Consider the following 10,817-nt stretch of genomic DNA (forward strand, 5'->3'; position numbering starts at 1 on the left):
CCCACGGCGTGCTGAATTCGCGTCGCGTTCCGGGTCTCAGGATGACGGTGGTCGGCGTCAGAATCAGGGCGGTCCCTGTACGTGGCGTGATGGAGGCGGCAGCGCCCCAGAGGCATGCTGCCCCGAACCCCAGCGCTATCACGGTGAATTCTGTTTCGGATCCCGGTTCGGCACTGATTCCGAGCGTGTCGGTGTGTATTCCATAAGCCATTGCCAGACAGCCGATTCCCGCTGCGAGCACTATCGGAAACTGCAGTCGGGAACGTCGGCGGATGTCGAGTGCCAGGCCGGAGATTTGAGCACGCGCAGCTGCGCGGCTGATGGGTCTGCGATCGGCGCTCATGAGGGCAAACAAGTTCGCGCCGCACAGGGTGATAGCGAAACCCCAAGCAAACAAGAAGGTTTCGTGTGCTCGGGTGCCGTCGGGCGCGTCTGCCACTGCGACGCCGAGAGTCCAGATGGCGACCGACGTGCCGCACACACCGGCGAACGCGGCGATTATCTGTGCGCGCCGCCATGCGCTTGGGACCGGCAATCGGCTCTCGGCCGCTACTTCGGACATACCAGTTGTCCGAGTTCGTCGCCGAGCTTGCCGAACACCCATGTGCCCGCGACTGCTCCGGCGCCGACGCCGACGACAGCGCCGGGTCCGGTGGGGCTTGCGAGCCCCGCGCCGACCGTTCCGCCCACGTACCCGCCGACGCCGCCCATGACTCCGCTCATCAGTGCCCGGCACGCCTCGTAACCGTTGGGCGCCTCGATCATGTCGGACGCGGTCACCGCGACCACCAACGCCGGACCGCCGAACTTCATGCCAGAGTGGATAGCCTCTGTCGCCGCCGGACCGGTGGCGAGGAGTCCACGCTCGGCTGCGGTGCCCATCGAATCGAAGGTCCCGCCGAGCAGCGTTTCGTCGGGATGGGTGAAAAATGGTGCGTCCACGGGCAATTCCTCCTTGCGGGTGCCGTCCGGATTGAGTGACCAACCCTTCTTGGCGCCGTCGGCGGCTACGACCTTGTACGCGCCGCCGGCGGGTGTCTGGACGCGGGTGGCGACGGTGCCCGACCGGTCGCCGCGGGTCTCGTTGACCTGGATCACCAGATTGCCCTGCGGATCGTATTGCGTTTCCGTGTGTGAGGTGAGGGTGTCGTCGGCGGCGAATCCGGACTCGACGACGCCGTCGTTGCCGAGGGCCGACGATGTGCGGTCGGTGCGTACCGTTCTGCTGCCGTCCTGCATCAAGACCGTCTGGGTGGAGCCGTTCGGCATGGCGTCGGTGTCGACGCGGGCGACGGTGGTGGCGGCGTCGACGTCGCGGGTCTGTGCCTGCTTCATGATGCCCGCGGTGAGGGCGGGGTTGGGGACCTCGTCCGGCGGCGGCGCCGAGCCGGACAGCAGCGGACGAAAGGGGTTGGGCGAGGCGGGAAGCGAGACGGCGTGCGACTGCGCGGCTGTGCGAATGCTTTTCGCCGTCGAATCGTCGGCCGTGTCGACGGCGAGTAGCTTCACGTTCGTCGTGGCCTGCGCCGAATCGCGCTTGTTGCGAAGTTGGGGAAGGGCGGCGGTGGCGTACTCCTTGGGCCGGATCAGGACGACCCACTCGTTGTTGACCCACAGATCGCCGGCCTCGACGGCGGTGACGTGATCGAGTAGTGCCTGACGCGCCCAGCCGATGTCGTGCGCGCCGATGGTCAACGCCGACGAGACCGCCTCGGCGGCATCGGCAATCGCACACGCCGCGCGCTTGGCCTGCTCGAATGAGTGCGCCGCCGCGTTTTGCGCGGGGCCGGTCCAGCCGCGGTATTCGGGCAGTGCCGCGCATTGGGCGGCGCTCTGAGCGGTAGCGGTCTCGATGGACGCCCCGGCGGCCTTGACCGTGTCTGCGGCGACGGTGAGCTGATCCGGATGCCAGCCCTGTATGCGAGAACGTGTGGGCAGCACGGGTGTTCAGGCCTCCCACACCGACGACAACCTGGCGGCGACCTCGGTGTCTTGTGCAACATAGTTGTTGGCACTGCCGCGCACGGCCGCACCCATCGCCTCGAGGTGGCGGGCAAACGTGTCCACCAGATCGACGTAACCCTGACCGACGAGTGCCGCGGTGTACTCCGTCGTCGACCCTGCGATGCATTGCCCGGCCGTCTTCACCGCGTCCGGGAGGTGCGCGTCGGACACCGCGCGTGACGTCTCGCTCACCTGCGCGCCGAACGCACGCAACCCATCGGGATCGACATCCATGAGGCCCCCACCTGTCCCTTTTGCCCGGTCTTGGGAATGAACCTAGCACGCCCGACGGGGTGAGCTGCTGCGTTCATCCACAGGCCCTGACCGGGCGATGCCGGATCGCCGTGGTCAGAACTCGGCGTCGGTCCAGCGGAAGTCGCCGCGCTGCAACGGCTCGATCCGTCTCGGGGCGAACCAGGTCGGTGTGGTGCTCGGCTGCGTGGCGTAGAGGCCGTGATATGCGGCGACGACCCGATCGAATTGGCTTGGCCAGCGGATGGTTTCGGCCAGCGAGTCGAGGACATCACGTCCGCGGTCGAGCGCCCGGGTGACGTGCGCTGGTGCGGGGAGGAGATCGGACTTGCTGGTGTTGCAGGACCGGCACGCGAGAACCAGATTGGTCAGCCCGTCGATCCCGACCCGTGACCAGGGGAGCACGTGATCGTCGTGGCGGCCGGTGCGCAGTGTCGCGTTGCAGTAGAAGCAGTCGTTGCCGAAGTGGTCGGCGAGTACCTCGGCCGGGCGCGCGAGGGAGACACGCTCGGTGCCGAAAAGGTGTGCGGCGATGTCGGGTTCGTCGCCGAGTATCTCCCGGTTCATCCGGCGGACGTCGTCGACCCACGCGAGTTGGAAGGCCGGCTTCACCAGCGGCGCGAGCCGGGCGAGGGTATGGCAGACGCCGGGGAACAGTTCGATCCGATTGCCGTGGGCGGCGATGACGCGCGTCGAGTCGGTGCCGAGCCAGGAGTCGTCGTAGAGGAAGCTGTCGTACGGTCCGGTGCCGATACGCTGCAGCAGTTTCAGCGGGTAACGCACCAAATTCTTCTTGATGGTGGCATGCGCGGTCCGATATGCCTTCGGCACAGCCAGTTTGGCGCTCTCGATGGGCACCTGCCGAAGGCGGGCGGTCGTCGACGCATCGCGGAGCGCGGTCAGCTGGTCGAAGACGACGCCGCGTCCGTCGTTGGACTGGCGCAGGACGACGTGCTGCTTCTCGTCGAGCGGCCGCAACTGTGTCCAGTAGAGCGCCATCACCCGTTCGGTCAGCTCGTCGAGATCGATTCCCACCGCGGCACCCGGATCGTCGGGCACCGACTCGACCGCAAGATCCAGCAACGCCACCATCACCGCGAGTTTGTAGGTCGCGGTGCGGTGGCCGCCCTCCAGCACCGCGACCAGCTGCTGGCCGAGGGTGAGCGGGTCGGTGGGCATGGGTGGAGTGTAGTGCGAGAACTCGATGAGCCGACCCGGACCGCCGCCGACGTGTGCCGGAATGTTCAGCACTCAGCAGGGATTCGGCTCGCCGATCTTGACCGCCGACAGGAGAGCCTGACCCTCGGTGACCGGGTTTCCCCCCGGCGGGGTCTGGGCGACGACGCTCCAGTTCCGGTCGAGGATCTGGGACCGGCCCGCGCCGGTCGCGTCTTCGCTGCGCGAGTAGAACACGCCGGCGCGCTGGATGGCTTTCTGTGCGGCTTGAAGATTCATGCACATGACGTTGGGCATGATCGCAGGTTCGGCCGCGGTGCTCGTCGTGGCGGGCAGTGCCGCCGGCTCGGTCGACGTCGGTGTGTCCGTGGTCGATACGTCGGTAGTCGTGGTGACCGTGTCCGGCGCGACGGCGAGGGCAGTCGTCGAGGTGATGCTCGACGAGGTGCCTGTTGGCGTGCTACTGCACGCTACGGCTGCCGTGGCGACTGCCGCCATCGCCACTCCGATTGCCGCGCAGCGTCTTACCCGGATGATCGTCACTGTTCCTCCAAGGTCTCTCGACCCGTTGAGGCCTCTTCGTCGTGGATGTCGTCTTGTGGTGACTCGGCGCGCTTCTGGGATGACGGCATCTCGATGTCGGGCTCGAGGTTCGCGAGGTACTTCTCGGGATCGTCGACGTATTGCTGGTTCTCTTCCTCGCAGCGCGCGAGTAGCTGCGCCCGCTCAGCGGCGAGGCGCTCGTGTCGTGCGTTGTTGCGCTTCATCAGTTGCACCGCAAGGAATACGAGCGCGGCCGCAACGATCAGCCCGACGATGATGTACCAGAACTTGATGACGAACCACACGACGGCGCCGATCGCGATCACTGCGAAGACGACGAGGTTATTGGAGTCTTTGCTCTTGGCGGCCATCATCTCTCCTCGGGAGAGCGGGTCTCGATCCGGATCATCGTGGTCGCTATTCCGGGCATGACGCGACGGTGTATCGCCCGGTGGCAGTTACCAGCCCGGACGACTCGCCGTTGACGCGTGTCGAGCACGCGGCGAACTTGCCGTTCGTCTGGATCGAGGCGGCGACCGGTTGATAGGTCGAACGGCTGGTGAAGGTGACGGTGCCGTAGTACCAGCCTTCGGTGCTGTCGTACTTCGACAGCTTCGCGTTCTCGATGGTCTGCAGCTCGCCGTCGGCGTCGAAGTAGACGACGCTGACGTTGACCGAGGTGTCCGAGTAGAAGGCGTAGGTGATCGTGTCACCGGTCGTGGGATCGTCGGTGCTTGCGGAGGCGGCGACACCCGCGCCGGCGAAGACGAGGAACAGTGCGACCAGTACGGGGATGATGCGTTTCATCGGTCTTTCCAATACTTTCGAAGCCATGGCCCGGCTTTTCGACGCTGACGTCGGCCGCCGGAATTTCTGAACAATGCAGAGTCTGGCAGGGAGCACCGACAAAGATCGGTGCCGTCGACGGGCGGTAACTGCGGACAGACGACAGATGCCGCAGTGGGTCGGGGCGAATGTAGTTCGTTCAGACGACAGTGGAAACGATTGCGCCCGTGGGTCGCCCGCTGTTCCCACAGGTGTGTTTGCGTCAGATCAGCGCTGAGCGGCTGCCGACCTGACGGCCGCGCCCAGCGCGTCAAAGCCCACCGGGGAAACGCCGAGTGTGGAGGGCAGCGTCGAGAGCGCAATGCTCTTCTGCTGTCCCAGAACGCGATTGATGGTGGCTGTGGCGACGGCGTAGAACTGCCATTGGTCGAGCCGAAGCGGATCGGCCGTCGCGCGATTGACTGCGGTGTGCACGCAGAACACGTACACGTCTGCGGCGCGCACTGCGGACGTTCCGTAGGTGTTGGTGTCCGCGTCCCATCCGATCGTCTCCGCGATTCCGAAGCGCCTCGACGAGGGAGAAGTCGGCCTCCAACTCTGCAGATAGGCCGCCGACTTCACCTCGACCGTGATGCCATCCCCGGTCTTGAGATCGAAGGCATCCCACTCGCGACGGACACGTTCGTCGACACAACACATCCCGACGATGTACTCGGCGAGCTGTCCACGCAGCGTATTGGACAACAGATCGGACGCTGCCCACGACCAGAAGTCGCCAAGGGTGCGCCAGTCCACTGCGCTGTTGTTGTTCGTGAACGGCTCGCTGCCCGCGCGCCGACCAACCTGATGATGAGCCTGCGCAACCTCGGTGTGGTCCTCGGGGTCGTTGATCATGTGCTCAACGTAGTTGTCCGAGAACTGTCGGTCGGAGTTGAACCAGCCAACATCCAGGTGGCGAAGTGCTTCGGTACGTCGAACCGCTATCTGTGCGACGACACGGCTACGAGTCACACGAACGGACTAGACTCACCCAACGGAGTGGACGGATCGCGGTGGATCACTCGGAGAGTGCCGTGATTCTGAACAGTGATGGAGTGAAGGTGGCACCGCAACAGAGCGACCGGTTCGCGGATGCGAGCAACCGTTCGATTCGGCACTGGGCGAGCGGCTGGATGAGTGTGTCGCATGGTGCGTCAACTCGGCGCCCTGACTTGTTTACAGCCATGGTAATGGCTGGCATGGAAGTGTTGTGCCCGGTTGCGACAAGACGGTGTGGAGCCCCGAATTGAACGAGCGTCCCTCACCCGGATCGCGTGTAGTTCGCGGATACGGCGCTGACTTCATCATCGATGAACAGTCGATCAAAAAAGTGAATCGAGCGATGCAGAAAGTCCTCTTCGGCCAGGGTGCGGAGATCCCACTACGATCTGTGGTCGGCTGCAAGTTTAAGGAGGCAACTCGAACGATAAACGGGAGCGTTCAAGTTCTTGCAGCGGGTGTGTCACCGGCAAATGCCCAGGCCAGTGACCCCTATACTGTCATATTCACCCATCGGCGGCGGGTAGAGTTCGAGAGGCTTTGCGAGTGGCTTAACCACGTAGCATCCGTAAATTGTACCTTGGACGTTGACGACACTCATTCGTTTGTCGAGGAGGGGCAAGAACTCGAACTTATCCGGGCTGATAGTCGGGACATCGAGTCGATAGTCCCAATATCCGCCATGCCGGACACCAGTCAGCTTGCTCGTGTACCCATCCGCGAGGATGTGGAGGAGATAGCTCACGACAACGGTGAGGTTAAGAGCGAAGAGCCGGACGCCCTGGCGGAGTCGGGCGAGGTTGATGGCGAAGCCGAAGAACCCGTGCTTGCACCAGAGCAGCCGAACTCGGATCAATCCCTTGGCGGGCCAGAATCGGCAGCCCGGAATTCAATCGATGATCTGGCAGATAGTGCACGTGCAGCAGTCGCCACCGCCGACATTGTAGATCAGATTCTTGAAAGTGAACTATTTGCAACTCAGTTTGTTGTATATGGACGAACCCTGAAGCGGTCGTCGATTGCCTCCCTGCTACGCAGTGCGATCGCCAACAACGGGCGTGTGCTTGCATCGACGATGGCGGATATTTTTGACGTCAAACCAACGAAGGCTCGAGCTCTGGCAGCTTGGGTGGCGCAGATCTTCAATATTGATGGTGTGGTCGTCATATCCTCGGAAGGCGAGGATGTTTTCGTGGCGGTCAGGTTACTATCTGAACAGTTCGGAGTAATGGAATGACTATTCTATCGCCTGTACGGCGCCGGGAGATATTGACTGCCCTCCGTCAAGGCAGCGTTCCTTCAGGAAGTCTTGACTTGCTTGCCGTGGGAATCGATCGATTCGCCCATACTGTGGATGAAGAATTGGATGCGGTGGCGGCTGGCGGTTCTATGTTCAAAGCGGTGCGTGGCGAATACGGCTCGGGTAAGACGTTCTTCGCACGGTGGGTGCAGCAGCGTGCAATGCGGAAGGGCCTTGCCGTCGCAGAGGTGCAAATCAGTGAGCTCGAAACACCTCTACACAGACTCGAGACGGTATACCGGCGGACTATCGAGTCCCTGCGTACCCCTGCGTTCCCACCGTCGGCGTTCAGGTCCGTCATCGACGCCTGGTTGTTTGAGATCGAGGAGACCGTTACCACGTCGTCGTCGTCAGATTCCGATCCAGCCGCTGCTGAAATTGAAGCACTCCTGGAGCGGCGACTGTCCGACGTGGCAAGTGTTACACCGATATACCCAATGGTGCTGCGTGCATACCGGACCGCGGTAGACAACGGAGATGCCGTCACCGCGGACGGACTCATTGCGTGGCTCGGAGGTCAACCGCACGTCGCTGCGTCTGTAAAGCGTGCCGCTGGTGTGCGTCAAGATGTCGATCACTTCCTCGCTATGGGCTTCTTGCAAGGTCTGCTCGAAGTACTGAAGGGGTCACGACACCAGGGCCTACTACTCGTTATCGATGAAGTCGAGACGATCCAGCGAATGCGCTCGGACAGTCGCGGCAAAGCGCTCAATGCTCTTAGACAATGGGTGGATGAGCTTGACTCGGGGCGGTACCCTGGATTGTACCTTCTGATTACCGGGACCCCGGCCTTCTTCGACGGTAGGATGGGAGTGCAGGATCTTCCACCACTCGCTCAGCGTCTCGCAACAGACTTCACCACAGACGCGCGGTTCGATAATCCGCGTGCGCCGCAAATTCGTCTGCAGAATTTCGACATTGATCGGCTGGTCGAGGTTGGGATTCGAGTGCGGGAAATTTACGCGAACGGCGCAGATGCCCCATCGCGAGTGAGAGATGTCGTCGACGACGTATATATTCGAGATCTAGCCCGCGCGGTCGCCGGCAAGTTAGGCGGACAAGTAGGCATTGCGCCTCGGATCTTCTTGAAGAAGCTTGTCGCCGATGTCCTCGATCGCGTCGACCAATTCGCAGACTTCGATCCGAGAACGCACTATGCGCTCACATTATCAGGTAGCGAACTCTCTGATACCGAGCGAGCGGCGGTATCACCCGACGATGTCCAATTGTAGCGAATGCATGCCGATGGCACTTGATCTCATTCATCGAGCAGTCCGGCTGACTATCATGCGCAAAGCCGCTCGTGTTTCTGAATTCAGAGCATATCGAGCGCTGCATCGCCACCTTCCGACGAGCCGCTGAGATCCTCGAACCGATCGACAATGTCGAGCTGCCAGGGTTGGGCGGTAGCGACAACTAGTTCATCCCACGAACGCGCACTCGGTATCCGTGACGCGCGATAGGCGTCGCCGACAACGGTGGCGGCAAGCGTGCCTGTTCTGAGAAGTGCGGGGATGTTTGCGTGTCGGATGTGAGATGGATGGAGCGCTCGTAGGTAGTTCCCCTCGACGCCGTGTGCTGCGATCTGAGCGGTTACCTTGCCGAGGGAAATGGCAGAAACAAGGCCGTGCGCGGCGAGTAGTAGTTCCGTGCGTCTGCGTTGCTGTGGCCAGTCGAGTGTGGCTGAGCCGGTCTTCGTGTAGGCGTCAGCGTGGACATACGTACGTATGAGCACCTCTGTGACTATGACGACCATAGAAGGTGTGACGATGCCGCTGCGAACATTCCAGCCGGTTCCTTGACTCATCCCGCTGTATGCGTGAAGGGCGAATTCGCTCAGTGCCTTGTCGCCACTTTCATAGAGCAACGACATCCCGGGAATCGGCAAACTCATCGGGGTGACCACGTCGGCGAGTAGATGCTGGCCAAGCCGGAGAGCCGCCTCTGCTGGTGATAGGTTTCCGCTGAAGCCTCCGACGGATATGGGGACGGCTACGCCATCGACCCACCGGATTCCGCGAAACTCCCCGTCCATCACTTGTCGGATCGCTTCGATCGGCCGTGCCATGTCATGGCCCGCTGACTTCACGCGGTGTGCGCGTCCACCGAATCCAGGACCCATATGGTCGATCGGCAACCGCTTTCCGGCCTTTTCCCAACGCCCCACGAGCGATGAGTCGGTCAGGCTCTTGAGTCGATCGCGGATTGCGCTGTCGATCGACGCGTCGAACCAGGAACACAACAGTCCGACGAGGCCCGCGGCGCCCACCGCCAGGTAGTCCGAATTCCGCCACTGGAGACGGTTCTTGGTCTGCCAGTTGTCCCATGCCTGGCGCTGAGCATCGGTCAGCGCGGCGTCGAGGTCGACTTCATCCCAATCGCGCTGCTGTCGCAGTTGCGTATTGAAGGCCGTCACTTCTTCGTACGACTGCTGGCGAGGACTGTCCGGCATCTCGGTAGCGGACCTCGTGTCGTCGAGCGCCCCGCTGACAATATCGTCAAGTTCGGCGAGTCGGCGGGCCTGCGTATCGAGATTGAGTTCGAGGTCGTCGCTCATGCTGTGACTGACTTCGGAAGGCGATCCCGTACAACAGTCAGAGTTGTTGTTGCTGCACGGATTCCATCCAGCTCAGCTTTCAGTGCCTTAATCTGATCCCGGAGGGTGGTGTTCTCGGCATCAGCCGAGGACTTCTCGGCCTTCAGGGATTCGATCCTGTCAACGAGAAGCTTCGTCCGGTCACTGAGATCGTTGATTGTTTCCTGCAAACTCTCGACGACGCGCCGAATCTTCTCATCGCGATTAGGTGCGTCCGCGAGCACCATACGAGCAACGAGGTCGAGTTTGACCGCTTCTGCAGCGATCGTCCGAGACGCGAGCGGGCTGAATCGAGTACCGGCAGCCGCCGCCCCGGCGAAGGCGAATCCTCCCACGCCGGACAGCAGTAGTGTTCCACCGGCGATCCCGAAACCTCCGGCTGCGAGTGAGCCACCGCCGAGCGCCGCCAACCCGGCAGACGTGGCGGCCGCACCCGTTAAGCCCATGGCACCACCGATTGCTCCTCCGATCGCCGGGGCCGCCCACCCAGCGGTCAGCACGCCTATCCCTGCGCCCACGACTGTCGCGGCAGCAACGCGGCCCCACCTGACCGACTTGCGGCGAAGCGCCTTCATCAGGCTTTCGAATTCTTCGGTCATCGTCTTCAAGTCGCCATCGCGCAAACCGGCTAGTTCGGTCGCCGCAAGCTCGAGGCTTGATACGCGGGACTTCTTGTCCCACTTACTCCCGTCATCCCAAGGACTGAACGTTAGGAGTTCAACGAGAACGATCAGGGCGGCGGATCGGTCACGCACTTGGCCGGCGAGTACCGGTGCAAGTCCTGCGAATATCTCAACCTGCTCGTCAGTCGTATGACCTTCGAACGTCGCCAGGTCATCAGGTAACCACTCGGCTGGATCGGTGGGATCGGGAACCGCGGTGCGGAACGACTCGCTCACGAAACTATGGAGGTATTCCGTCTTCGAGACGACAGTATCGTTCTTGCTCTCGGCGTTGACATCCGCAAGAAGCATTCGGGCCTGCATCGTCCGGAGCGCGAGCGTCTGCTGCGGAGTGAGGCGTAACTCCTCTACGACTTCGTCTGCGGTCACGTTGGTCATGTCTTGTCCTCACATCTGTCGTCGATCAGATGAGGCACTGTATCGGGCGAGACTGACAGGT

At 62.3% G+C, this 10,817-nt stretch carries 11 protein-coding genes; 2 read left to right on the forward strand and 9 right to left on the reverse strand.

Annotation, left to right across the window (positions count from 1 at the left end; all coding sequences use genetic code 11):
- Nucleotides 1–549: 549 nt before the first annotated feature.
- The 7 genes from ACPXB3_RS18120 to ACPXB3_RS18150 form a co-directional block, all read right to left on the reverse strand.
- A complete protein-coding gene (locus tag ACPXB3_RS18120) occupies nucleotides 550–1,941 on the reverse strand; it encodes a hypothetical protein (RefSeq protein ID WP_425728898.1) in 1,392 nt (463 codons plus the stop codon).
- 6 nt (nucleotides 1,942–1,947) lie between these two features.
- On the reverse strand, nucleotides 1,948–2,238 hold the full coding sequence (locus ACPXB3_RS18125; RefSeq protein ID WP_425728900.1) for a hypothetical protein: 291 nt from the start codon (nucleotides 2,236–2,238) through the stop codon (nucleotides 1,948–1,950).
- Between the two features lie 114 nt (nucleotides 2,239–2,352).
- Nucleotides 2,353–3,435, reverse strand: coding sequence for an HNH endonuclease (locus ACPXB3_RS18130; RefSeq protein ID WP_425728902.1), 1,083 nt, complete (start codon nucleotides 3,433–3,435; stop codon nucleotides 2,353–2,355).
- Nucleotides 3,436–3,507: 72 nt separating this feature from the next.
- Nucleotides 3,508–3,930: a PASTA domain-containing protein gene (locus ACPXB3_RS18135; protein ID WP_425728904.1), complete on the reverse strand. Its 423-nt coding sequence runs from the start codon at nucleotides 3,928–3,930 to the stop codon at nucleotides 3,508–3,510.
- A gap of 41 nt (nucleotides 3,931–3,971) precedes the next feature.
- On the reverse strand, nucleotides 3,972–4,346 hold the full coding sequence (locus tag ACPXB3_RS18140) for a hypothetical protein (RefSeq protein ID WP_425728906.1): 375 nt from the start codon (nucleotides 4,344–4,346) through the stop codon (nucleotides 3,972–3,974).
- A gap of 46 nt (nucleotides 4,347–4,392) precedes the next feature.
- Nucleotides 4,393–4,782 carry a hypothetical protein gene (locus tag ACPXB3_RS18145; RefSeq protein ID WP_425728908.1) on the reverse strand — a complete coding sequence of 130 codons (390 nt, stop codon included), beginning with the start codon at nucleotides 4,780–4,782 and terminating at the stop codon, nucleotides 4,393–4,395.
- Nucleotides 4,783–5,028: 246 nt separating this feature from the next.
- Entirely contained in the window at nucleotides 5,029–5,655 is a 627-nt protein-coding gene (locus tag ACPXB3_RS18150; protein WP_425728909.1) for a hypothetical protein, read from the reverse strand.
- 391 nt (nucleotides 5,656–6,046) lie between these two features.
- On the opposite strand from ACPXB3_RS18150, the gene ACPXB3_RS18155 reads away from it, so the two are divergent.
- A complete protein-coding gene (locus ACPXB3_RS18155) occupies nucleotides 6,047–7,036 on the forward strand; it encodes a hypothetical protein (protein WP_425728911.1) in 990 nt (329 codons plus the stop codon).
- Nucleotides 7,033–8,331, forward strand: coding sequence for a BREX system ATP-binding protein BrxD (gene brxD, locus ACPXB3_RS18160; protein ID WP_425728913.1), 1,299 nt, complete (start codon nucleotides 7,033–7,035; stop codon nucleotides 8,329–8,331). Before ACPXB3_RS18155 ends, brxD begins: the two co-directional genes overlap by 4 nt.
- An 83-nt stretch (nucleotides 8,332–8,414) precedes the next feature.
- Here brxD and ACPXB3_RS18165 read toward each other — a convergent pair whose 3' ends face one another.
- Nucleotides 8,415–9,656 (reverse strand): hypothetical protein, encoded by a 1,242-nt coding sequence (locus ACPXB3_RS18165; RefSeq protein ID WP_425728915.1) that lies wholly within the window; start codon nucleotides 9,654–9,656, stop codon nucleotides 8,415–8,417.
- On the reverse strand, nucleotides 9,653–10,756 hold the full coding sequence (locus ACPXB3_RS18170) for a hypothetical protein (RefSeq protein WP_425728917.1): 1,104 nt from the start codon (nucleotides 10,754–10,756) through the stop codon (nucleotides 9,653–9,655). Before ACPXB3_RS18170 ends, ACPXB3_RS18165 begins: the two co-directional genes overlap by 4 nt.
- Between the last annotated feature and the right edge of the window lie 61 nt (nucleotides 10,757–10,817).

It is taken from the genome of Gordonia sp. DT219, from assembly GCF_049847065.1.
Taxonomy (GTDB): domain Bacteria; phylum Actinomycetota; class Actinomycetes; order Mycobacteriales; family Mycobacteriaceae; genus Gordonia.

Excerpts from the sequence above, each read along its gene's own strand:
- ACPXB3_RS18125 (WP_425728900.1), bottom strand. The coding sequence starts at position 2,238 with ATGGATGTCGATCCCGATGGGTTGCGTGCGTTCGGCGCGCAGGTGAGC.
- ACPXB3_RS18130 (WP_425728902.1), bottom strand. The coding sequence starts at position 3,435 with ATGCCCACCGACCCGCTCACCCTCGGCCAGCAGCTGGTCGCGGTGCTG.
- ACPXB3_RS18135 (WP_425728904.1), bottom strand. The coding sequence starts at position 3,930 with ATGGCGGCAGTCGCCACGGCAGCCGTAGCGTGCAGTAGCACGCCAACA.
- ACPXB3_RS18140 (WP_425728906.1), bottom strand. The coding sequence starts at position 4,346 with ATGGCCGCCAAGAGCAAAGACTCCAATAACCTCGTCGTCTTCGCAGTG.
- ACPXB3_RS18145 (WP_425728908.1), bottom strand. The coding sequence starts at position 4,782 with ATGAAACGCATCATCCCCGTACTGGTCGCACTGTTCCTCGTCTTCGCC.
- ACPXB3_RS18150 (WP_425728909.1), bottom strand. The coding sequence starts at position 5,655 with ATGATCAACGACCCCGAGGACCACACCGAGGTTGCGCAGGCTCATCAT.
- brxD (WP_425728913.1), top strand. The coding sequence starts at position 7,033 with ATGACTATTCTATCGCCTGTACGGCGCCGGGAGATATTGACTGCCCTC.
- ACPXB3_RS18165 (WP_425728915.1), bottom strand. The coding sequence starts at position 9,656 with ATGAGCGACGACCTCGAACTCAATCTCGATACGCAGGCCCGCCGACTC.
- ACPXB3_RS18170 (WP_425728917.1), bottom strand. The coding sequence starts at position 10,756 with ATGACCAACGTGACCGCAGACGAAGTCGTAGAGGAGTTACGCCTCACT.